The following is a 23,457-nucleotide window of genomic DNA, read 5'->3' as shown; positions in this document are numbered from 1 at the left end:
TTTGCCATCGTATAAAATTGAATGGATGACACATATGGTGATAGTTGGCTTATGAGCTATAGAGTCCTTATGACACTTGTGTGAGGTTCAAATGTTCTACTTTACCGACGGTTTAGGAGCTCTGCCGGGGGTGATGCATGCATTCGGCGATGTCAGTAACAGCGGCAAGCCAACGAATCTTTTTTATTGTGCCCAGAAACATGGTGCTCAAGTCGTTGAGGTTGGTGATAAAGAGGCGCCTGGCATCATCGCTGCGGATGCAGTATTTACACGTACCACACGTCCAATAGGGGTCGTGACAGCCGACTGTTTGCCAATTTTGATCGGGTCTGAAAAGGATCAGTTCGTTGCAGCCATTCATGGTGGCTGGCAAGGATTGGCGGCTGGTGTCATCGAGAATTCGTTGCTTGCCTTCCATCGTGCAGGTGTTCGTTTAGATCATTTACGGGTGGCAATTGGCCCGTCCATACAGCCATGTTGCTATGAAGTTGGAAAGCCGCTCGTTGATGAAATAGAGCGTACGCATGGGCATCTTTGGCGTGGGCGTCAGGCACCTTGGTCAACCCTTCGCAGACCATCGGAGCGCGATGTGGGCTTTTCTCGGGCGCCAGCAAGCCATAACCAGGCGTGGGTTGATCTGGCTCTTTATTGTCATTATTTGCTGGAGGCGGCGGGAGTGAATCGTGAGCAAATACAGGCCGCAGAAATCTGCACTTATTGTGCGGGTCATCACTGGGGTAGCTACAGGAGAAGAACACATCGGGTTGAGGAGAAAACTTTTCAGTATTCGTGGATCTATCTGCAAGAGTTTTGATAGTTGTTGGGGGCGGACGTGCTTCCAATTTTCCAGTGCTGTTTTCTTTTCTTCTCCAAAAAACAAAACCCCCGCCAAACCCAACTGTTGCCAGGTTTTAACGGGGGTTTTGGGTCAGGCGGTTTGACCCGCCTGCCAGCTCAGCTTATTGGCAAGCTTCGCAATCCGGCTCGTCAATGGCGCAAGCCTTTGGCACCGGCGCCGGGCCGGCTGGGGCCGCGGCCACGTCTTCACTGTTTTTGCCGCTCGATACTGCGTTGAGCTTGCCAGTGTTGACGGTGGACTTCTCGGTGCTGGTCGCAGCCAGGGCACGGAGGTAGTAAGTGGTTTTCAGACCACGGTACCAGGCCATGCGGTAGGTCACGTCCAGTTTCTTGCCCGATGCACCGGCAATGTACAGGTTCAGCGACTGCGCCTGGTCGATCCACTTCTGACGACGGCTGGCGGCGTCAACGATCCACTTGGTGTCCACTTCGAACGCGGTGGCATACAGCTCTTTGAGCTCTTGCGGGATGCGTTCGATCTGCTGCACGGAACCGTCGTAGTACTTCAGGTCGTTGATCATGACCGAGTCCCACAGATCGCGGGCCTTGAGGTCGCGAACCAGGTACGGGTTGATCACGGTGAATTCGCCCGACAGGTTCGATTTCACATACAGGTTCTGGTAAGTCGGTTCGATCGACTGCGATACGCCAGTGATGTTGGCGATGGTCGCGGTCGGTGCGATGGCCATGATGTTGGAGTTGCGAATGCCTTTTTGTACACGGGCGCGAACCGGTGCCCAGTCCAGGGATTCGTTCAGGTCAACGTCGATGTACTTCTGGCCACGCTGTTCGATCAGGATCTGTTGCGAATCCAGTGGCAGGATGCCTTTGGACCACAGCGAGCCCTGGAACGTCTCGTAGGCGCCACGCTCGTCAGCCAGGTCGCAGGACGCCTGGATGGCGTAGTAGCTGACCGCTTCCATCGACTTGTCGGCAAATTCCACGGCTGCTTGCGAAGCGTAAGGAATGTGCTGCAGGTACAGGGCGTCCTGGAAGCCCATGATCCCTAGGCCAACCGGACGGTGCTTGAAGTTCGAGTTGCGCGCTTGCGGTACCGAGTAGTAGTTGATGTCGATAACGTTATCGAGCATGCGAACGGCGACGTCGATGGTGCGTTTGAGCTTGTCGGTGTCCAGCTTGCCGTTGACGATGTGGTTCGGCAGGTTGATCGAGCCCAGGTTGCAAACGGCGATTTCGTCCTTGTTGGTGTTCAAGGTGATTTCGGTGCACAGGTTCGAGCTGTGAACCACGCCAACGTGCTGCTGCGGGCTGCGCAGGTTGCACGGGTCTTTGAAAGTCAGCCAAGGGTGGCCGGTTTCAAACAGCATGGACAGCATTTTGCGCCACAGGTCTTTGGCCTGGATGGTCTTGAACAGCTTGATCTTGCCCGGGTACTGGGACAGTGCTTCGTAGTACTCGTAGCGCTCTTCGAAGGCCTTGCCGGTCAGGTCATGCAGGTCCGGTACTTCGGACGGCGAGAACAGGGTCCACGGGCCGTCATCGAAGACGCGCTTCATGAACAGGTCAGGGATCCAGTTGGCGGTGTTCATGTCGTGGGTACGACGACGGTCATCACCGGTGTTCTTGCGCAGCTCGATGAACTCTTCGATGTCCATGTGCCAGGTTTCCAGGTAAGCACATACAGCGCCTTTGCGCTTGCCACCCTGGTTAACGGCGACGGCGGTGTCGTTCACAACCTTGAGGAACGGAACCACGCCTTGCGACTTGCCGTTGGTGCCCTTGATCCACGAACCCAGTGCACGCACCGGAGTCCAGTCGTTGCCCAGGCCGCCAGCGAATTTGGACAACATGGCGTTGTCGTGGATCGCGTGGTAGATGCCCGACAGGTCGTCCGGCACGGTGGTCAGGTAGCAGCTGGACAGCTGCGGACGCTGGGTACCGGCGTTGAACAGGGTCGGCGTCGAGGCCATGTAGTCGAAGGACGACAACAGGTTGTAGAACTCGATGGCACGGTCTTCTTTTTGCTTCTCTTCAATCGCCAGGCCCATGGCCACGCGCATGAAGAAGATCTGCGGCAGTTCGAAACGCACGCCATCCTTGTGGATGAAGTAACGGTCGTACAGGGTCTGCAGGCCCAGGTAGGTGAACTGCTGGTCGCGCTCGTGGTTGATCGCCTTGCCCAGTTTTTCCAGGTCGAAGGTGGCCAGCACGGGGTTCAGCAGGTCGAACTCGATACCCTTGGCGATGTACGCAGGCAGGGCCTTGGCGTACAGGTCGGCCATTTCGTGGTGCGTGGCGCTTTCTGCCACTTCCAGGAAGCTCAGGCCTTCGGCACGCAGGGTGTCCATCAGCAGGCGGGCGGTCACGAACGAGTAGTTCGGCTCGCGCTCTACCAGGGTGCGCGCAGTCATCACCAGAGCGGTGTTGACGTCGTTCAGCGCTACGCCGTCGTAGAGGTTTTTCAGGGTTTCGCGCTGGATCAGCTCGCCGTCCACTTCTTCCAGACCTTCGCAGGCCTCGGAAACGATGGTGTTCAGGCGGCCCATGTCCAGAGGGGCGAAGGTGCCGTCGGCACGGGTGATGCGGATCGACGGGTGCGCCTGCACGGCGTCTTCGGCCGGCGCGCGGTTGGCGCGTTCCTTGGAACGTGCGTCACGGTAGATCACATAGTCGCGGGCCACTTTTTGCTCGCCGGCGCGCATCAGGGCCAGTTCAACCTGGTCCTGGATTTCTTCGATGTGGATGGTGCCACCCGATGGCATGCGACGCTTGAAGGTTGCAGTGACCTGTTCGGTCAGGCGTGCAACGGTGTCGTGAATGCGCGACGAAGCGGCAGCATTGCCGCCTTCAACTGCGAGAAACGCCTTGGTGATGGCAACGGTGATCTTGTCATCGGTGTAAGGAACCACAGCCCCGTTACGTTTGATCACGCGCAGCTGGCCTGGCGCGGTCGCAGACAGATCCAGATTTGAATCGGTACCCTGCGAGTTCTCGCGAGTTGTATCGGTTTGCATGGGGGTGTCTCCACATTCTCTATGTTTGTTTGGGCGCCTTTTGGGTGCCCACCGTTCCGTCCTGAAGCACTACAACCGGTAATGAGCCGGGCATAACAACTTCGGGACGTACAGAAGGGGGGTTAAGCCGCTTCCGTGCCGAAGTCTTGATTCACGCAGACCGCGTGAAACCGTATTCCTGTTGGATGACAGTATTTTTACTGCAACACCCGGGCCGCTTTCCGACTTTTACGCTGGAAACCGGTTGCCATCCGCATGAGCGGTTTGGACTTTGAAAGCTGCGTTTGGTTTAACCCGACAGGCGCGAGAAAAGGGCTTGAAATTCTCGTCTGAGTTGTGTTGGGTTTTTGGCCTGAAACCCTACATATGGGGTTTTTTGGCGGAGCTGATACAAGATATGCGTTTTATAGGGGTTGTGCAACGTACTGCCTGTGGATAACCCTGTGTGTAAATTGTGTGTGAAAGCTCGAATATCCACGTAGGCCGCACTGCACCGGCATTTAGCCGTTTGTCACCGGATTTTGCCGGAACAAATCCTGTGTGCCGGATTTTAAGGGCGCGAACCCTACCACAAAAAACAGCGCTGTCCGAACGCATTTTGGGGCGGCTGCAAAGATAGGAAAGGTCAAGCACGGATTGCTGCGGGGAAGGGCCGGGAAGGCGGTGTGAAGCCTTCCCGGCAATTGCGCGAAATTACTGCAACTGGAAGCTGTTTTGCTGGACGTTTTGCGAATCCAGGCCGATTTGTACATTGAACTCGCCAGGTTCGGCGACATGCTGCAATTGCGCGTTGTAGAACTTCAGGTCGTTCTCGCCGAGGGTGAATTGCACGACTTTCTGCTCGCCGGGTTTGAGCATGACCTTCTCGAAGTTCTTCAGCTCCTTGACCGCGCGGCTCATGGTCGCGGTAACGTCCTGGACATACAGCTGAACCACTGTTTCACCGGCACGCTTGCCAGTGTTTTTCACCGTGACGCTGGCCGTCAGGGTCGCGCCCGGCTTCAGGGTTTTGGCCGACAGGCTGACATCGGACAGGCTGAAGTCGGTGTAGCTCAAGCCATAGCCAAATGGATACAGCGGGCTGTTGCCCTCATCGAAGTACTGCGAGGTGTAGTTACCCGGTTTGCCCGGCGTGAACGGGCGACCAATGCTCAGATGGCTGTAGTAGGTCGGAATCTGGCCTACGGAGCGCGGGAAGGTGATCGGCAACTTGCCGGACGGGTTGTAGTCGCCAAACAGCACGTCAGCAATGGCGTTGCCGCCTTCGGTGCCGCTGAACCAGGTTTCCAGCACGGCATCGGCCTGCTGCTGTTGCACATCGATCGACAGCGGTCGGCCGTTCATCAATACCAGCACCAACGGCTTGCCGGTGGCCTTGAGCGCCGTGATCAGGGCCCGCTGGCTGGCAGGAATGTCCAGATTGGTGCGGCTCGACGATTCGTGGGACATGCCCCGCGATTCACCCACCACCGCAACCACCACATCGGCCTGCTGCGCAGCCTTGACCGCTTCGTCGATCATCACCTGCGCCGGGCGCGGGTCATTGACCACTTCGGGGGCATCGAAGTTGAGGAAGTTGAGGTAGTCGACGATTTTCTGGTCGTCAGTGATATTGGCACCGCGGGCATAGATCAGGTTGTCCTGCTGGCCGATGGCATTGCGCATGCCGTCAAACACGGTTACCGATTGAGCCGGCTGACCGGCTGCGGCCCAGCTGCCCATGATATCGATCGGGGCTTTGGCCAGCGGGCCGACCAGAGCAATACGCGCCTGCTTTTTCAGGGGCAGGGTTTCGTTCTGGTTTTTCAGCAGGACCAGGCTCTTGCGCGCCACTTCACGCGCTTCGGCGCGATGCAGGCGGCTGTCGGCCTTGACGTCCGCCGGGTCATCTTCAGCCTTGCCGATACGCAGGTAGGGGTCGGCGAACAGGCCCATGTCGTACTTGGCGCCGAGCACTTCGCGTACGGCATTGTCCAGATCGCTCTGCGGTACTTCGCCGGACTTGAGCAGTCCTGGCAGTTCTTCACCGTAGGCCTTGTCATTCATGCTCATGTCGATACCGGCCTTGATCGCCAGCTTGGCGGCTTCGCGGCTGTCCTTGGCCACGCCGTGCTTGATCAACTCGTTGATCGCGCCGTGGTCGCTGACCGCCACACCTTTGAAGCCCCACTCCTTGCGCAGCAAATCCTGCATCAGCCACATGTTGGAGGTGGCAGGCACGCCATTGATCGAGTTCAGGGCCACCATCACGCTGCCCGCACCCGCTTCAATCGCCGCGTGGTAGGGCGGCAGATAGTCCTGGAACATGCGTGTAGGGCTCATATCGACGGTGTTGTAGTCCCGCCCACCCTCAACGGCACCATACAAGGCGAAGTGCTTGACGCTGGCCATGATATTGCCAGGCAGGGCCGGGGATGCGCCCTGATAGGCCTGCACCATCACCCTGGCGATGCGCGAGACCAGGTAGGTGTCTTCGCCAAACCCTTCGGAGGTACGGCCCCAGCGCGGGTCACGGGCGATGTCGACCATCGGCGCGAAAGTCAGGTCGATACTGTCGGCGCTGGCCTCTTTGGCGGCGATGCGGCCGCTCAGACCAATGGCATCCATGTCCCAGCTGGAAGCCAGGGCCAGGCTGATCGGGAAAATGGTGCGATGGCCGTGGATAACGTCGTACGCGAAAAACATCGGGATCTGCAGGCGGCTGCGCATGGCAGCGTCTTGCATCGGGCGGTTTTCGTCGCGGCTGATGGAGTTAAACGTACCACCGATACGGCCCGCAGCGATTTCCTTGCGGATCATCTCGCGGGGCATTTCCGGGCCGATGCTGATCAGGCGCAGTTGGCCGATCTTTTCGTCGACGCTCATTTTTTTCAGCAGCTCGGCGACGAACACGTCTTTGGGAGGGAGCGGGGCCGCCGGGGCCTGAGCCCACGCGGTGTGACTGGCCAGGCTGATGACGATGCCCAGCAAACACATTTTTCTCATTGGATTCTTCTGCGCAGCCGCTCACTTGAAGCGAGGGAGGCCCACGCTCGTGCAGCGATATTGTTCTGGGGAGGTATCAGGAGTACTTGAACTAAAGAATTGACCTACCTTTAGAGCGGAGTATTCCTGTATGACTGGCAGTCTTTTAGCTGATTCGCGGCAAGCAATCCAGTGTTGCCGGGAGTTTTTAGGCGTGGTGTGTGGTCAAAAAACTTAATGTCGATATTTCGGAGCAACACAAGCATGGGTATACAACATATAAGCGCCCCGGGCTGGAAAGTTATCGCGTTGCTGGCCTTGAGCAGTGTGCTGGCCGGGTGCGGGATCAACACCATTCCCACCCTCGATGAGCAAGTCAAGGCGGCATGGTCGCAGGTGCAGAACCAGTATCAGCGCCGCTCCGACCTGATCCCCAATCTGGTCGAGACGGTCAAGGGGGCGGCCAAACAGGAACAGGCCACCCTCACAGCGGTAATTGAGGCGCGGGCCAAGGCCACTTCGATCCAGGTCGATGCGAGCACGCTGAACAACCCGGAAAAACTCAAACAGTTCCAGGAAGCGCAGAACCAGCTGACTGGCGCCTTGAGCCGGTTGATGGTGGTGTCCGAACGTTACCCGGACCTCAAATCCAACCAGAACTTCCTGTCGTTGCAATCGCAGCTTGAAGGCACGGAAAACCGTATCAGCGTGGCGCGGCGCGACTTTATCCTCGCCGTTGAGCGCTACAACACCGAGATTCGCACCTTCCCGGGTCGTTTGTGGCATGCCGTGATGTACAGCGACTTGCCAGTGCGCTCCACATTCGAAGCCACCACCCCGGACGCCGACAAAGCGCCGGAAGTGAAGTTTTAACGGCCTTATGTCTTTCCCCCCTGTGGGAGCGGGCTTGCTCGCGATGGCATCAACGCGATTTGCCTGACAGATCGCGCCGCCTGCCTCGCGAGCAAGCCCGCTCCCACAATGGATAACAAACGTTCGAGGTAGCGATGCGCCTATCAAGACTGGGGCTGGGCCTGTTGCTCTGGCTATTTATAGCCACGGCCCAGGCGCTGACCTTTCCCGCGCTCAGCGGGCGGGTGGTGGACGAAGGGCAAATGCTCGACCCCGCCACCCGTGAACAACTGACCCAAACCCTGCAAGCCCACGAAAAAACCACCGGCGAGCAAGTGGTGGTGGTCACCGTGCCCGACCTGCAAGGTACGCCCATCGAAGATTTCGGCTACCAGCTGGGTCGCGCCTGGGGCATCGGGCAAAAGGACAAGAACAACGGCGCCTTGCTGATCGTGGCCCGCGACGACCGCAAGTTGCGCATCGAGGTCGGCTATGGCCTGGAGGATCGCCTGACGGATGCCCAGGCCTCGGTCATCATCAACCAGGTCATTACCCCGGCGTTCAAGGCTGGCAACTACAACCATGGTATCAGCGACGGGGTTGGCGCCATCCTGCAAGTATTGGGCGGTGCTCCCCTGGCCGAGCCGGCCTACGCCAGCGGCCAGGGGAGTGACGATGACTTCATGGCCGAACACCCGGGCGTGGTGGTGCTGCTATTCATACTGTTTGTACTGGTGGTTGCCGCCTGTCAGTTCTATGGCATCTGCAATTCGGGTGGCGTTGGCGGTTCGCGCTCCGGTGGTTTTGGCGGTGGCGGGTTCGGCGGAGGCGGTGGTGGCGGTTTTCGCGGCGGTGGTGGCAGCTTCGGCGGCGGCGGAGCCTCTGGTGGCTGGTAATTCACTTTTTAACGAGTATCGAGACTTATGGCTTTATTAACCCCCGAGCAACAACGGCAGGTCGAAGACGCGGTCACCCGTGCCGAACAGCACACCGATGCCGAAATCGTCACCGTGCTCGCTCCCCGTGCCGATGACTACAGCTACATCCCCTTGCTGTGGGCCAGCCTGATCGCCCTGGTGGTGCCTGCCGTGGTGCACTTTTTAAATAGTGGCCTGGCGACTTACACCCTGCTGATGCTGCAATGGGCCAGCTTTGTCTTCCTCAGCCTGATCTTTCGCATACCGGCCATCACCACGCGTCTGATCCCGCCCCGTGTGCGGCATTGGCGTGCCAGCAACCTGGCCCGACGCCAGTTTTTGGAGCAAAAGCTGCACCACACTGCAGGGCGCACCGGCGTGCTGATCTTTGTCAGCGAAGCCGAGCGTTATGTCGAAATCCTGGTGGATGAAGGGATATCCCGCCATCTGGACGACAGCGACTGGGGCAATATCGTCAGCGATTTCGTGCGGCGCGTGGCGCTGGGGCATACGGCCGAAGGTTTTATCACTTGCATCGATGCCTGCGCTGAAGTGCTCGCACAGCACATACCAAAAACCCAAACGCGCAACCAACTGCCGAATCGGTTGGTGATGTTGTAATCATTTTCTTAGTGGTTTTGATATTTCCGACACTTAGATGAGAAGTGTCGGACTTTTATGATGTTGTCTTTATGGTTTGTTCTTGTCTGTTCGTAAGTAAGTTCTTGCTGGGTCGCAATATAAATTTCTTCTGATTATAATTTTCCGTGCTGTGAAAAACTGTGTTGTCATTTTTTTGAATGATGGCTAGGTTGTGTTGTGTTTGAATGTTTTTGTTGAATGTTTTTCCGTAAGGAATTAAATGGTTTGGGAGAAAAGGATTGAAGCTTACGCACAGGGAGAAAGAGGTGCTTGATTTGCTTTTGCAAGGGGGCACGAACAAGAAAATAGCGCAACAGTTGCGTATTAGTGGTTTTACGGTGCGGGACCATGTGTCTTCGTTGTTGCGCAAGTACTGTGTCAGAAGTCGTATGGAATTAGTAGTAGAGATTGGCCGTATGGGTGAAGGTTCATATGGGCTTTCGGGACCCCTACATCGGTAGGGTTGCTATGTCAGGTATTGAAGTTTATTTTTAAATCAAGTGCGCAAGAGGTGAGGATGAAAAAACTGTCTTTGTATATACCGCTTGATTATGTGGCGACCCGTGTGGATTTGGTGTTGATGGTGTTGAGTTGTCTGCTTATGTTGGGGCTTGGTTTGATGATGTGGAATGCGAGGGTGGAAGTGCCGCCGGAGCCGAAAAAGTTGGTGCTGCGCAGCGCATATGTTACCCATCCTTTAGATTGGTCTAAGTCGTCAGCTTTTTTGTATTTTGCGGTGGGGCAAGATGAAGGGAGTTATAAGTACAAGGTTGAGTTCTCCAGTGAGGATGCAAAGTTGTTGGATGTTCATAAGCATAAAAGGTTGTGGGTGGCTGTAGATGCTGATGGTGAGAGTGAATTTGTATGGGCGGTGTATGATGAAGAACTTCGATTGATGGTGAGTCGTAAGCAGATTGAGTGGTGGGTGCGATATAACAATGGTGGTAATTATTTTGCGGTTGTGTTGTCGTGCCTGGCTTTAAGTTATTGCGGTTTTTTCATATTCAGGTGTGGTGTTTGGAATCGGCATTATTGTAGGAGGATGGTTGATGATAATAGGGGAGGTTGAGGGAGGTATTTATGTAGTTGATGATTTCTTGACTGAAGCTGAAGAGAGGGCGATTGCTATTCAGCTCAAGGGTGAAGTGTGGCGCTATAACTGGCCAAGCTATGAAAATTCGCCCGCTGTCAGGCCCTGCTGGCACGTGTTTATTGCAGGTAAGAATCGCCCGTTAGGCCAGTCAAGCCTTGAAGAGTTGAGGGAGAATAAGCCTTGGAGCTTTTTGATCCGTGTGTGGGAGCGATTTCTGGCATTGCATGATTTTAAAATCACTTTGTTAGGCGTTTATGCGAACGGACAGACGTTTGGTCAGGATGCGATCATTCATCGAGACAATAAAGTACATCCCGGTTTAACAATTGTTGTGTTTTGTAATGAGTACTGGCCGACCTCTTGGGGCGGTGAGCTGGTTTTTTACAATGACACTAAAGAACATATTATCAAGGCAGTATTGCCGAAACCAAGGCGCGTGGTGGTGTTCGACGGGCGAATCCCCCATGCCGCACGATCACCTTCAAATACATGTGACCAAGTCAGGATGACCCTGGCATTTAAAACAATAATTGAGGAATAGCAGGTGGCAGGTAAAATTGAAGTAATTATAGGTGTTATTGATGACGGTGTTACCGTTGGCTCGGGAGCGGTTGCCGTTTCAGATCAGCTTGTAACAAGTAATGAGGGGGGAGCACTACTGAGTCAATCAGCCCAGACGGGTGCGGTTGTGGCGAGTGTTACTTCGGTGACTAAACTGGCGGGTCCCTACGTGCCAATAATTAGTCTGCCAGGGAATATTGTCGCAGGTACGATTACATTCCTGAAAGTAGGGATGGATGTGAAGGCTGGTCGTGAAGTTAAAAAGGGTGAGCTGTACAGTCTGCTGGGTAATGTAGTAGGGGTTGTTGGGACGTTTGTGGTTTTGTCCGGTGCGGGGCCTTTTTTTGTTGGATCTTTAGCTGTAGCCGCTGTTGCGACCGGTTTGTTGTCAATTTATCACTCAGATACTTTCGGAAGATTAATGGCTGCTGCTGACGATTTCTTTAGAAGTAATAGAGCTGATAGTTATCTTGATTATATGTGTGCACCAGATATGCGTATCGTAGATCGGAACACGCTAAGAATGGCTTATGCCAATAAGATATTTTCTTGTAGTTGGGTGTCGGCGACGGGCGAACTGTTGCCTTCTTCAGTGGTTGTGCACAACGAAAGTAATAGTGTCGCGATAGGAGGAGGAGGAGGAGGAGGAGGAGGAGGAGGAGGAGGAGGAGGAGGAGGAGGAGGAGGAGGAGGAGGAGGAGGAGAAGAAATGGTGCTCGGTGGTACATATACACCCTTCGGCTCTTCTGCTTCCGAGTCGTCTGGTTATGGTGTTGGGCGCGTGGATATTAGTCTTGAGTTTGGTGGTGATATCTATGGGGGAGGGGATAAGTATTTGGGGGATAGTTATCATAAGTGATTTATAGGTTGGTGGCTTTAGTAGGTTTTATGAAAGGTTGAATTATTAAATGTTCATGTTGTGCAGTGTATGATATTGATCTTCACATGCCGGCCGGCATTCTCACTGTTCTACTTATATGAGCTAAAGTTATTTTTCACATCACAAGCCATTCTTAATTGTTGGCAAGGTGCACATGCCCGCCACTGTCCGTGCCCGCATGAAATTACCCCGTGCCCTGCGCGCCCAACACGCCTAAAATACCCGCCATTCGTTTTCTGATTTTCCCTCCTGCACCCCCGAGGCACCTTTTTCAATGTCAGTGACTGCTACCACCGCCGCGTCTGTGCCGGATCATCGTGCGCAATTTTTGAACCTGCTGGAAACCGGCCTGGCCCAGAATTCCTTTATCAAGCTGGTGCTGGCCAAATACGTCGGCTCCGAGGCTGAATTGCAGCGAGTGATTATCAAGCAGGTCACGGTCAAGGAGCAGCCTTGCCTGTCGTTTGTGTATCGCTACAAAACCCGCGATATCACCAAGAATTTCCCGCTGGACGAAGGCGTGGCGATCATTGCCGGCCTGCTGCCCGAAGCGTTCAAGAATGCCCATTTGCTGACCCTGACCGACGAAGTGCAACTGGAGTACAGCAAAAAGGGTAAAAGCTCGCTGTTCAAAGGCAAAAGCCAACAAGAGCGCGAAGTACCGTCGGCTGAGCACAATCGTGAGAAAAATCGCTTTCTGGATCTGACCCGGCCGTTTCTGGCGGACCTGGGTGTGACCAACAAGCAGCAAGAACTGATCCCGGCGATGTCGCGCAAGTGGAAGCAGATCAACAAGTTTATTGAGGTGTTTTCCCACGCCCTGAGCAACTCGCCGCTCAAGCTCGACCAGCCGATCAAGGTGGTGGATTTCGGTTCGGGCAAGGGTTACCTGACGTTTGCCATTCACGATTACCTGCGTCACAGCCTGCAAGCCGAAGGCCTGGTCACCGGGGTTGAGTTGCGCGAAGACATGGTCACGCTGTGCAACAACGCCGCCCAGCGCCTGGAACACCCGGGCCTGACGTTCCAGCACGGCGATGTGCGCAGTTTTGCGCCCACCCCGATCGACGTGATGATCGCCCTGCATGCCTGTGATATTGCCACTGACTATGCGATCCATATGGGTATTCGCTCCGGGGCGGCGATCATCATGTGCTCGCCGTGCTGCCACAAGCAGATCCGCCTGCAAATCCAGAGCCCGGCGCTGCTCAAGCCGATGCTGCAATACGGCCTGCACCTGGGCCAGCAGGCCGAAATGGTCACCGACAGCCTGCGCGCGCTGTACCTCGAAGCCTGCGGCTATGAAACCAAGGTGTTCGAGTTTATCTCGCTGGAACACACCAACAAGAACAAGATGATCCTCGCGGTCAAACGTGCAGAACCGGCTGATCCGGCGCAGTTGCTGGTGAAAATCCAGGAGCTCAAGGCGTTCTACAACATCCAGGAGCACTGCCTGGAGACCCTGCTTCAGGCCGATGGCTTGTTGAAGTAAACCTGTAAGTGGTGTCTGGCGGGTACGTAGTACGTGGCTATTACCCGCCCGGGCATTCAGGGGTTACCTTGGCTACTCTTACAGGCCCAAGGTCTTACCCCACAGGAGCACGCACCATGGCAGCGAAAAAAATTCTGATGCTGGTTGGCGACTACGTCGAAGACTACGAAGTGATGGTGCCGTTCCAGGCGCTGTTGATGGTTGGCCATCAGGTGCATGCGGTGTGTCCGGGCAAAATCTCTGGCCAGACCGTTCGCACTGCCATTCACGACTTCGAGGGCGACCAGACCTACAGCGAGAAGCCCGGTCATCTGTTTGCCCTGAATTTCGATTTCGACAAGGTCAAAGCCAGCGATTACGACGCTCTGCTGGTGCCGGGTGGCCGAGCGCCGGAATACCTGCGTCTGAATGAAAAGGTGCTGGAGCTTGTGCGTGACTTCGACAAGGCGGGTAAGCCGATTGCCGCGGTGTGCCACGGCGCGCAACTGCTGGCTGCTGCTGGCACGCTGGAAGGCCGTGAGTGCAGCGCTTACCCGGCGTGTGCGCCGGAAGTGCGTCTGGCGGGCGGTACCTATATCGATATCGACGTGACCAAGGCCCACGTTCAGGGCAACCTGGCCACTGCACCTGCCTGGCCGGCGCACCCTGCGTGGCTGGCAGGGTTCCTGGGTTTGCTCGGTACCAAAATCATCTTGTAGGACGAGGGCGGGACCATGTGTGAGTTGTATGTAAAAGCCGATCCGATTCTTTACGAGTCACGTTCGCGCTCATTGCGGATTTGCGGCGTGGTCACCACTTTGCGCCTGGAAAACCAGTTCTGGGACATTCTCAGCGAAATTGCCGAAACAGACGGGATGACCACCAACCAGTTGGTGGCCAAGCTGTATGAAGAGGTGATGGATTATCGTGGCGAAGTGGTCAATTTTGCCTCGTTTTTGCGTGTGAGCTGCACCCGCTACCTGAGCCAGCGCCGGGTGCAGGCGCCGGGGTTGAGTGTGGTTTCGCGCTTGCAAGGTTGACACGCTCGTAGCAGCTGCCGAAGGCTGCGTCCGATTGCGCAGCGATCGTAAAACCTGTGTCCGAGGCGTGTCAGGTAAGTTGTGCAGCTGATTTCACGACGGCTGCGCCGCCGGACGCAGCCTTCGGCAGCTGCTACACAACCGTACCCCTCTTGCATCTAGAAGAACCGCGTCACGCTGATCTTGGCATTGCGGCCCTGGCTGTAGGCATTTTCGCCACTGAGCATTGGCTGATAGTTTTTGTTGAACATGTTGTCCAGGGTGAAGTTGACTTCGGTGCCCTTGAGGTACGGCTGCTGCGGCTTCCAGTTGGCAAACAGGCCCTGCACGTTGTAGCCGTCGTTGGGGAACTGGTCCCAGTAGCGGTCGCCCAACGCACTGATCGGGCTGCTGTAGTAGTTGTCGCTCGGCAAACGGTCGGTTTTGCGCACGAATTCTCCCTTCCAGCCAATCCGGGCATCCAGGCTCGGGATTTTGGTGCCCAGTACGGCAATCCATTTGGGAGCGGGTACGTCACGGGCCCAGACGTTAGGCCCCCAAGGGTTGGTGTAGGCGCCTTGGTGCTTGCCGGTCATCCATGCGTAGGACAGTGAGCCGAACACGTAGGTGGATTCGTAGAAACTCTCAATTTCGAAGCCCTTGATGGTCACGCTGCCAATATTGCGGTAGTTGGGCATGTTGGGCCCGCACGCATCGGTCATGCTGACCGTGGGAGTTTGCGCGGCGCAGCCTACGCCCGTGGCCTTGAAGATTTCGTCGTCGACGGTGTTGCGGAACAGGGTGGTGCGCACCAGGGCGTGGTCGTTGTCGCCAAAAATCTTGTCGAAGGTGGTGATGTTGCCGCCACGCCAGCCGGTGATCCGTTCCGGATCAAGGCCCAGGCTGCTGGAGGTGCGGCTGCCGACGCCTTGGACTTCGTATTGCTCGTCAATTACCGGGGCGCGCCAGGTTTTGCTGTAGTCCAGGAATAGCGCGGTTTTCGGGGTGATTTTCCAGAAGGCTGACAGGCGAGGCGACCAGCCGGTGTAGGTTTTGTCGCTGTAATCGTGACCCAACTCCGGGTGGTTGTAGTACGGCGCGTCGTTTTCCTGGCCGCGATTGCGCACATGGTCGTAGCGCATGGACGGCGTCAGGGTGAAGTCACCCCAGGTGATGGCGTCCTGAATATAGAAGCTGTTGGTGTCGACCTTGCCCCGGGGCATGAAGTTGGGCTGGTAGTGGCCGTAGTTGTACTTTTCGACGTCGTAGATGCCGCCCGGCATCCACATGTTCACATCACGCTGGTGCTTGCGAAACTGCACGCCGGTGGTCACTGCATGGTCCAGCGGGCCGCTGGCAAACAGGCTGATGTTCTCGACCTGGAGCATGTCGTCGGTGTAGCCGGTTTCCATCTTGCGCCCGCCGCTGGTGGGCTGGGTGAAGGCCTGGGCGTCACGCTTGTCGGTTTGTTCGGTGTTGGAGTGCGAGTACTTGACCTCCAGGTCCACCAGCGGGTTGTCCAGGGGTTCGTATTTGTATTTGGCCGACCAGGTGGTGTCGATCGTCGAGCGGTTGGACAGGTAGCGCCGCGCTGCTATGTCGTAGCCATACTTGTCGATGTTGGCCTGGCTGGGTGGCGCGGGGTAACTGACGGCCGAGAAGGGCACCCACAAATAGTTGTTCGAGCGCGAGTAAGACATGCCCACGCTGTGCTCGTCATTGAGGTGCAAATTGAGTTTGAGCAGTTGTCCGTCCAGGTCCTGGGCGGTATTGGGCAGGCGCTGGGGGTTAACCGGGTAGACATTGCCGGGGTTGGGCATTTTGCCCGCCAGCTTCATATCGTCGCCGTCGCGCTTGGTGTAGTAAAACAGGGCGTCGGCGCGGCCATCTTCGGTGCGACCGTAGACAGCGCCGCTGTAGACCTGTTGATGGTCATTGCTGCTGTAGCCGTACTTGAGCATGGCGCCGGTGTCCTTGCCCTCTTCGAGCAAGTCGGTCGCATCCTTGGTTTCCATGTGCACCACACCGGCAAAGCCACCATTGCCGGTGTGGATATCGTGGGGGCCTTTTTCGACTTCCAGGCGTTTGATCAGCTCGGGCTCGATAAAAATCGTGCCCTGCTTGTAGCGTTCAAAGCCGCTTTTGGTCGCGCCATCGACGGTCATTTGTACGTCTTCAGCTTCACCCATGCCCCAGATATTGATGGTCTGGCCACCGGGCTTGAGCGAGCCGCCGAGGTTGATGCCCGGCAAGGTGGCGAGCAGGCTGGGGATGTTATTGGCCTGATAGCGGTTGATTTGCTCCTGGGTCATGGTCGACTTGCCGACGTTGCTGGAGTCGACTTCGCTACCGTTGCCCACCACGCTGACCGCGCCCAGTTCCAGGCTGTTGCTGGTGGTGGTGCCGGACTCCCGGGGCCGCACGACGTAGGTGCGATCGATCTGCACTAGGCTGAAGTCGGTGTCTTTGAGCAGGCGCTGGATGGCTTCCTGTGGCTCGAAGGTGCCACTGAGTGCCGGGGCATTCACGTTGCGTAACAGGGCTTCGTCGAACAGCAGCTGGATGTTTGCCTGCTGTGCCACCTCGCTCAGCGAACTGGCCAGCGATTGCGCCGGCAGTTGCAACTGGATCGACTCGGCGTGGGCCTGCAGGCTGATCGCCAGGCAAGCCGCCAGCAGTGTCGGGCGGGTGCACAAATGCGAGAAGTAATGTGGTACGCGAAACATGAAATCCCCCGGTGTGGCAACAAAGGCCAAAAAGACATGCGTTAGCAACGCAGACCGGAGGAAGACGCAACACAATGAAAAAACCACATATGCGAATGCAAAATATTCGCATATATTTTTTTAGCGCGGTTCGATACGGATTTTACCGCTGTCCAGCAGCACGTTTTTAACCGGGATCAGGGCGGGCAGGGCCTTGACCAGCGCCAGCGGATCGCTGACGTCCAGATTGCCTGAAACCTTGTAGTTTGCCAGCGGGCCTTCAGCCAGCTGGATCATGCCGGGGCGGTACAAATCCAGTTCGTCCACCAGGCTGGCCAACTCACGATTGCGAAAGGACAGGTGGCCAGAGCGCCAGCCCGCCACTTCACCGGTGCCCAGGGTTTGCGCTTGCAGCGAGCCGTTGGCGTAGTTCCAGGTGGCGCGTTGTTGGGCACCCAGCAGCATGGCGGACCTGGCGTCAGGGATGAATGCAACCTCGCCGTGGGCCACGCTGACCACTAGCTGGCGCGAGCTGCGGCGCACATCAAACCCCGTGCCGACCACCCGGATGCGCGCATCCCCGGCATGCACCACCAGCGGCTGCTCCTTGTTGGCGGCGACTTCAATATAGAGCTGGCCCTGGTCCAGGTAGATGTCACGCTGGTGTGCGCTGAAGTCCAGGTGCAGGCGCGTGTTGGCATTCACGTTCAGGGTGCTGCCGTCGGGCAGCAATACTGTGCGCGCGCCCTGGGCCAGTGTGTTGATCTGCTGTTGATGCAGCGCCACCGGCGCGCCGAGGTTCAGAGCAAAGACGGCACAGAGCACCGCGGCGGCAGTGGCCAGGGCAAAGTGTGCGCGTCGGGGCTTGACCGGGAGCGATACGGGGGCGTTGATCTGTTCAAGCTCGCCCAGGTCGGCCCACAACGATTCAAATTCGGCATAGGCCCGGGCATGGCTCGGGTTGGCATGCCAGGCGTTGAATTGTTCGCGGTTGTCGTGGCCGCGGCTATTGCGGTTGCGCGCAAACCAAGTGGCGGCCTGTTCATCGACGCTGTCGTCATCGGCTGTGTGAAAAGGGCTCATTGTGGCTGCTCCTTGCCGCTGTCCCGTTGTAGATGTTGCTTGCAGTGCAGCAAGGCCAGTGCAATGTGCTTTTCAACCATGCTCACGGAAATCCCCATGCGTTCGGCAATCTGTGCCTGACTCAAGCCCTCAAAGCGGTGCAGCATAAGGGCTTCGCGACGTCTGGGCGAGAGTTCTGCAAGGACCCGTTTAAGTTGTTCAAGGCGTTGCAGGCGCAGGGCTGCGACCATTGGATCATCCCTCTCATCGCTCAAGGGCTCGGCTTCACTTTCGTTGCGCTCACCGTGTACGGCGTGTCGCACTTGCTGTCGACGCCAGTGGTCGCGCAACAGATTGCGCGCCATCTGGAACAAAAACGCCCGTGGCTGTTCGATTTTGCCCCGGTCCTGATAGCCCAGCCATTGGGTGAAAACATCTTGGGTCATGTCGGCTGCATCGCTGGTGTTGTCGGTACGCTTGCGCAGAAAGTGCAAAATTTGCGTATAGAACTCACGAAAGTGATCGGCCACGGGCGGGTCGGGTTCAAGGCCAGACATGAAGATCCTTATAGACACAGCGATGCAAATAAGCTGCGAATGGTATCGATAACCATTGCTATTTGTCTCGTTGAAATTGCCGGTTTCGCTCATTCCTGTGGATAAATGGATAAATAGCCCGTGGCGTCTTTACTGAAGAAGTGCAGGAACCCTTAATTTCAGGAGAAAGGCTATGTCGGGTTGGTACGAGTTGAGCAAGACCAGCAGCGGGCAGTTCCGTTTTGTACTGAAGGCGGCGAATGCCGAAACCATTCTGGTCAGCGAGCAATACACCACACTGGCGGCGGCCAAGGGCGGGATCGCCTCGGTGCAGGTCAACAGCCCGCTGGATGAGCGCTACGAGAAAAAAGTCGCCAAGGACGGCAAGCCGTACTTCAACCTGAAGGCGGCCAATCACCAGATCATCGGTACCAGTGAGCTGTATTCCTCGGACGCCGCACGGGACAAGGGCATAGCCAGCGTCAAGCACAATGGCCCGACTACGGTGATCAAAGAGAAATTTTGATACCTGAATGTGTGCTCTTGTAACCCTGTAGCCGCTGACGAGCAGCGCGAGGCTGCGTCCGGCGGCGCAGCCGTCGTAAATCCCCTCAGCCTTGGTGCATCAGATAGATCGCGCTTATCGGGTTTGCGACGATTTCATCGTCGGGCGCAGCCTCGCGCTGCTCGTCAGCGGCTACAGGTTTACCGTTCCACAGGTACTGAGTGCCTGGTATCGCCCAACGGATGGGTTTTTGAATCAAAGAAGCGCAGCTCAAGCTTCTTGTCGGCAAACAGCGCCGTGTAATGGTTTTTCTGAAAGCGAATAAACGCCTCACTGCGCGGGTAGATCGAGATGCACAGGGTTTTCAGCGGTGCCTGACGCAATGCGTCAATCAGGTGCTGATCCTGCTCGCCCAGGCTATGGCCGAAGATGCACAGCGCGTCTTTATGGGTCATCAACTGCTCATGGCAAAAAGACAGGTAATCGGACTGGCGAATGGATTTGCGCTTGTCCTCGCTGCCGGTTTCGCTGACAAACAGCGGTACGTCGTCCAGGGCGCTGATGGAGTGGTTGATCGCAAAGTTGCTTAGCAATGTGGGTTCGTTGGCCGCTAGCTTGCGTGCCTTGCCCTCCTGGTTTTTCACCAGATGCAGGGCGCCATGCAGGTACAGCACCCGTGTGGCCCTGCTTTTGGCCAGTGCCACAGCAGGCTCAAAGGTTGCCTGCGGGGTGCCAAACAGGTCGTTGAAGCCTTTGGGTGCCTGCATCACGGCCCAGGGCGCGAGCAGGTCGTAGTTAGCGCAATACACCGTGGCGTAGCGTGCCAGTTCTTCGTTCCAGCAGGCCAGGGTTTCAGGCTGCATCAGGCGCCAGGGAATGTGCACATCCTGGGTGCAGTTGATCAGGGCTTCCTTGATCGCGTAATAGCGTTTGCGCGGCGAGGCCGAGTTGATGGCCAGTGCCTTGTTGACCTTGCTCGCGGTTTTCAGGGCGCTGAGCACGTGCTCGAAGTTACGGGTGCCCAGGGCCTCGAACACACTGAGTTCGGTCTGGCTCAGGGGCTTTTCGGCGACGCTCCTGGCTTTGTCGAACAGTGAGTCGTAATAAAAGTCGTGCCACACGGCCATGCTGGCACCGTTGCCAATCAGCAGCCCGCTGCACGGTGTGCTGGTACGTAACAGGTTCCAGTCTTCTAGCTGGGCATCAAATGCCTGGAAGGGGGTCATCGCAAATATCGTCTCAGGGCGTAGGCGGTAGCGGACTTTATCACGCTCAAGTATTGAGCCAGATCAACATTGCGGCTTTGTCATTGGAGGAAGCTGTGGAGACCGAATTAGCCAATGACCCGCGAAGAGGACTCGACATGACCAGCACTTTCTTTATTCCTGCTGTAAACATTATGGGTAACGGTTGCCTGGATGAAGCCATGACTGCGATTCGCAACTATGGTTTTCGCAAGGCGTTGATTGTGACCGACGCGGGGCTGGCCAAGGCGGGGGTTGCGACGTTGATCGCCGAGAAGCTCGCGTTGCAGGATATTGATTCGGTGATTTTCGATGGTGCCAAGCCTAACCCGAGCATTGCCAATGTCGAGGCGGGCTTGAAGGTGCTCAAGCAGCATCAGTGCGACTTTATTGTGTCGCTGGGTGGTGGTTCGCCCCATGACTGTGCCAAGGGCATTGCGCTGTGTGCCACCAATGGCGGGCATATCCGTGATTACGAAGGTGTCGACCGTTCGGCCAAGCCGCAATTGCCGCTGGTGTCGATTAATACCACGGCGGGTACGGCCAGTGAGATGACGCGCTTTTGCATCATCACAGATGAAGAGCGCCACGTGAAAATGGCCATTGTCGACCGCAACGTGACGCCTTTGCTGTCGGTCAATGACCCTGAGTTGATGGTGGCGATGCCCAAAGGCCTGACGGCCGCCACGGGCATGGACGCGTTGACCCACGCCATCGAGGCGTATGTGTCGACGGCAGCCAACCCGATTACTGACGCCTGTGCGATCAAGGCGATGGAGCTGATCAGTCAAAACCTGCGCCAGGCGGTAAGTGATGGTAAAAATCTGACCGCACGGGAGAACATGGCTTACGCGCAGTTCCTCGCGGGCATGGCTTTCAACAATGCCTCGCTGGGTTTTGTGCATGCGATGGCGCACCAGTTGGGTGGTTTCTATGACTTGCCCCACGGTGTGTGCAACGCGGTGTTGCTGCCCCATGTGCAGACCTTCAACGCCAGTGTGTGCGCAACGCGCCTGACCGATGTGGCCCATGCGCTGGGTGCCGATGTACGCGGACTAAGCCCGGAAGAGGGCGCGCAGGCAGCCATTGCGGCGATTCGTACCTTGGCCAAGGACGTCGAGATTCCTGCCGGGCTGCGGGATTTGGGCGCCAAGCTGGATGACATCCCGATCCTGGCCACCAACGCGCTCAAAGATGCCTGTGGCTTTACCAACCCGCGCAAGGCTGATCAGGGGCAGATTGAAGAGATCTTCCGCAACGCGTTTTAACGGCTGGCAGGCCTGGCTTTTGTGGGAGCGGGCTTGCCCGCGATAGCCTTGGCCCGGTATCGCCTGATACACCCCATTGCCCGCATCGCGAGCAAGCCCGCTCCCACAAGGTTGCGGGCATAAAAAAACGGCCAGGTGATCAACCTGGCCGTTTTTTTGTGTCTGGCTTAAAGCGCTTATTGCACTTCTACGGCCAGGCTGTCGCTGATTTTCTTCTGCCAGATCGCCGGGCCGGTGATGTGTACCGACTCGCCGTTGCTGTCGACTGCCACGGTAACCGGCATGTCTTTAACGTCGAACTCGTAGATCGCTTCCATGCCCAGTTCGGCAAAGGCCACCACGCGCGACTTCTTGATCGCCTGGGCTACCAGGTAAGCAGCGCCGCCCACGGCCATCAGGTACACGGCTTTGTGTTCCTTGATCGCCTCGATGGCGGTAGGGCCGCGCTCGGATTTGCCGATCATGCCCAGCAAGCCGGTCTGATCAAGGATCTGGCGGGTGAACTTGTCCATCCGCGTCGCGGTGGTCGGGCCGGCAGGGCCAACCACTTCGTCACGCACCGGATCAACCGGGCCAACGTAGTAGATAAAGCGACCCTTGAGGTCTACCGGCAAGGTTTCACCCTTGTTCAGCATTTCGACCATGCGCTTGTGCGCCGCGTCGCGACCGGTGAGCATTTTGCCGTTGAGCAGGACGGTTTCGCCCGGCTTCCAGCTCTGCACATCTTCCGGGGTCAGGGTGTCGAGGTTGACACGGCGGGCCGAAGGGCCTGCTTCCCAGACGATTTCCGGGTAGGCGTCCAGCGGTGGCGCTTCGAGGGCTGCCGGGCCGGAGCCGTCCAGTACGAAGTGGGCGTGACGGGTGGCCGCACAGTTGGGGATCATGCACACCGGCAGCGACGCTGCGTGGGTCGGGTAGTCCATGATTTTGACGTCGAGCACGGTGGTCAGGCCGCCCAGGCCCTGGGCGCCGATGCCCAGCTGGTTGACCTTCTCGAACAGCTCGATGCGCATCTCTTCGATACGGTTGGACGGGCCGCGCTTGATCAGGTCGTGAATGTCGATGGATTCCATCAACACTTCCTTGGCCATCACTGCGGCTTTTTCTGCGGTGCCGCCGATGCCGATGCCGAGCATGCCCGGTGGGCACCAGCCCGCGCCCATGGTCGGAACGGTCTTGAGCACCCAGTCAACGATCGAGTCGGACGGGTTGAGCATGGCCATTTTCGACTTGTTCTCGGAGCCGCCGCCTTTGGCTGCCACGTCCACTTCCACGGTGTTGCCCGGGACGATGGAGTAGTGGATGACCGCAGGGGTGTTGTCCTTGGTGTTGCGACGGGCACCGGCCGGGTCGGCCAGGATCGAAGCGCGCAGGACGTTTTCCGGCAGGTTGTAAGCGCGACGCACGCCTTCGTTGATCATGTCGTCCAGGCCCATGGTGGCGCCATCCCAGCGCACGTCCATGCCGACGCGCACGAATACGGTGACGATGCCGGTGTCCTGGCAGATCGGGCGGTGGCCGGTGGCACACATGCGCGAGTTGATCAGGATTTGCGCCATCGAGTCACGGGCCGCTGGCGATTCTTCGCGCAGGTAGGCTTCGTGCATGGCCTGGATGAAGTCCACGGGGTGGTAATAGGAAATGAATTGCAGGGCGTCAGCAACGCTCTGAATCAGGTCGTCTTGCTTGATCACGGTCATGGGTCGCGCTCCTCTATAAGACGGGAACATACAATCAATAAGGTGTTTGCGACCTTGGTGCATCGGTCTGTCGGAAACATCTTCGCTGGGCATACCGGGCACGCATGACCGGTACAAAAACGGCGCGGCAGTATAACCCGGTACACTGTTTGATACACCGGTAGAGATGCAAACGAAAGTAGGGTGTGCTTTGTAGCCGCTGCCG

Annotated in this window: 20 protein-coding genes; 13 read left to right on the top strand and 7 right to left on the bottom strand. The window is 57.0% G+C overall.

The window, feature by feature from the left end:
• The first annotated feature begins 91 nt into the window (after positions 1–91).
• A complete protein-coding gene (locus BLU25_RS08210) occupies positions 92–814 on the top strand; it encodes a purine nucleoside phosphorylase YfiH/LACC1 family protein (protein WP_081481075.1) in 723 nt (240 codons plus the stop codon).
• A gap of 145 nt (positions 815–959) precedes the next feature.
• Here BLU25_RS08210 and BLU25_RS08205 read toward each other — a convergent pair whose 3' ends face one another.
• Together BLU25_RS08205 and bglX are read right to left on the bottom strand one after the other, a co-directional pair.
• A complete protein-coding gene (locus BLU25_RS08205; RefSeq protein WP_016782185.1) occupies positions 960–3,833 on the bottom strand; it encodes a ribonucleoside-diphosphate reductase subunit alpha in 2,874 nt (957 codons plus the stop codon).
• Positions 3,834–4,526: 693 nt separating this feature from the next.
• Positions 4,527–6,818 (bottom strand): beta-glucosidase BglX, encoded by a 2,292-nt coding sequence (gene bglX, locus BLU25_RS08200; RefSeq protein WP_083369589.1) that lies wholly within the window; start codon positions 6,816–6,818, stop codon positions 4,527–4,529.
• A 243-nt stretch (positions 6,819–7,061) separates the two neighbouring features.
• Here bglX and BLU25_RS08195 point away from each other — a divergent pair, with 243 nt between their 5' ends.
• From BLU25_RS08195 to BLU25_RS08150, 10 genes are all read left to right on the top strand, one after another.
• Positions 7,062–7,670 carry a LemA family protein gene (locus BLU25_RS08195; protein ID WP_029611567.1) on the top strand — a complete coding sequence of 203 codons (609 nt, stop codon included), beginning with the start codon at positions 7,062–7,064 and terminating at the stop codon, positions 7,668–7,670.
• Positions 7,671–7,804: 134 nt separating this feature from the next.
• Positions 7,805–8,545 (top strand): TPM domain-containing protein, encoded by a 741-nt coding sequence (locus tag BLU25_RS23845; RefSeq protein ID WP_016782188.1) that lies wholly within the window; start codon positions 7,805–7,807, stop codon positions 8,543–8,545.
• Positions 8,546–8,572: 27 nt separating this feature from the next.
• On the top strand, positions 8,573–9,187 hold the full coding sequence (locus BLU25_RS08185) for a TPM domain-containing protein (RefSeq protein WP_016782189.1): 615 nt from the start codon (positions 8,573–8,575) through the stop codon (positions 9,185–9,187).
• A 260-nt stretch (positions 9,188–9,447) separates the two neighbouring features.
• Complete coding sequence (locus BLU25_RS08180) at positions 9,448–9,669, top strand: LuxR C-terminal-related transcriptional regulator (protein WP_081481076.1); 222 nt, start codon at positions 9,448–9,450, stop codon at positions 9,667–9,669.
• Positions 9,670–9,725: 56 nt separating this feature from the next.
• Positions 9,726–10,277: a hypothetical protein gene (locus tag BLU25_RS08175; RefSeq protein ID WP_016782190.1), complete on the top strand. Its 552-nt coding sequence runs from the start codon at positions 9,726–9,728 to the stop codon at positions 10,275–10,277.
• A gap of 28 nt (positions 10,278–10,305) precedes the next feature.
• Positions 10,306–10,842: a 2OG-Fe(II) oxygenase gene (locus BLU25_RS08170; RefSeq protein WP_228795889.1), complete on the top strand. Its 537-nt coding sequence runs from the start codon at positions 10,306–10,308 to the stop codon at positions 10,840–10,842.
• A 3-nt stretch (positions 10,843–10,845) separates the two neighbouring features.
• Positions 10,846–11,721 (top strand): hypothetical protein, encoded by an 876-nt coding sequence (locus tag BLU25_RS23575; protein ID WP_172832034.1) that lies wholly within the window; start codon positions 10,846–10,848, stop codon positions 11,719–11,721.
• Positions 11,722–12,016: 295 nt separating this feature from the next.
• On the top strand, positions 12,017–13,234 hold the full coding sequence (locus tag BLU25_RS08160) for a class I SAM-dependent methyltransferase (protein ID WP_016782192.1): 1,218 nt from the start codon (positions 12,017–12,019) through the stop codon (positions 13,232–13,234).
• Between the two features lie 116 nt (positions 13,235–13,350).
• Entirely contained in the window at positions 13,351–13,932 is a 582-nt protein-coding gene (locus BLU25_RS08155; protein ID WP_016782193.1) for a DJ-1/PfpI family protein, read from the top strand.
• 15 nt (positions 13,933–13,947) lie between these two features.
• Positions 13,948–14,253, top strand: a complete 306-nt coding sequence (locus BLU25_RS08150; protein ID WP_016782194.1) for a ribbon-helix-helix domain-containing protein — start codon at positions 13,948–13,950, stop codon at positions 14,251–14,253.
• 158 nt (positions 14,254–14,411) lie between these two features.
• Here BLU25_RS08150 and BLU25_RS08145 read toward each other — a convergent pair whose 3' ends face one another.
• The 3 genes from BLU25_RS08145 to BLU25_RS08135 form a co-directional block, all read right to left on the bottom strand.
• On the bottom strand, positions 14,412–16,958 hold the full coding sequence (locus BLU25_RS08145) for a TonB-dependent receptor (protein WP_016782195.1): 2,547 nt from the start codon (positions 16,956–16,958) through the stop codon (positions 14,412–14,414).
• A gap of 120 nt (positions 16,959–17,078) precedes the next feature.
• Complete coding sequence (locus BLU25_RS08140) at positions 17,079–18,020, bottom strand: FecR family protein (RefSeq protein WP_016782196.1); 942 nt, start codon at positions 18,018–18,020, stop codon at positions 17,079–17,081.
• Entirely contained in the window at positions 18,017–18,556 is a 540-nt protein-coding gene (locus BLU25_RS08135) for an RNA polymerase sigma factor (RefSeq protein ID WP_016782197.1), read from the bottom strand. The genes BLU25_RS08140 and BLU25_RS08135 overlap by 4 nt, the downstream gene beginning before the upstream one ends.
• Before the next feature lie 172 nt (positions 18,557–18,728).
• Between BLU25_RS08135 and BLU25_RS08130 the strand changes: the two genes are divergently transcribed.
• Entirely contained in the window at positions 18,729–19,061 is a 333-nt protein-coding gene (locus BLU25_RS08130) for a YegP family protein (RefSeq protein ID WP_029611568.1), read from the top strand.
• Positions 19,062–19,240: 179 nt separating this feature from the next.
• Here the strand turns inward: BLU25_RS08130 and BLU25_RS08125 are convergent, their stop codons facing one another.
• Positions 19,241–20,266 carry a DUF4917 family protein gene (locus tag BLU25_RS08125; protein WP_083369587.1) on the bottom strand — a complete coding sequence of 342 codons (1,026 nt, stop codon included), beginning with the start codon at positions 20,264–20,266 and terminating at the stop codon, positions 19,241–19,243.
• Positions 20,267–20,403: 137 nt separating this feature from the next.
• On the opposite strand from BLU25_RS08125, the gene yiaY reads away from it, so the two are divergent.
• Positions 20,404–21,552: an L-threonine dehydrogenase gene (gene yiaY / locus BLU25_RS08120; RefSeq protein ID WP_016782199.1), complete on the top strand. Its 1,149-nt coding sequence runs from the start codon at positions 20,404–20,406 to the stop codon at positions 21,550–21,552.
• A 176-nt stretch (positions 21,553–21,728) separates the two neighbouring features.
• On the opposite strand, the gene BLU25_RS08115 is transcribed toward yiaY, so the two are convergent.
• Complete coding sequence (locus BLU25_RS08115) at positions 21,729–23,252, bottom strand: fumarate hydratase (protein WP_016782200.1); 1,524 nt, start codon at positions 23,250–23,252, stop codon at positions 21,729–21,731.
• Between the last annotated feature and the right edge of the window lie 205 nt (positions 23,253–23,457).

This window comes from Pseudomonas fragi, assembly GCF_900105835.1.
GTDB classification, from domain to species: Bacteria; Pseudomonadota; Gammaproteobacteria; order Pseudomonadales; family Pseudomonadaceae; genus Aquipseudomonas; species Aquipseudomonas fragi.
This window is presented reverse-complemented; position numbering and strand designations above follow the sequence as displayed.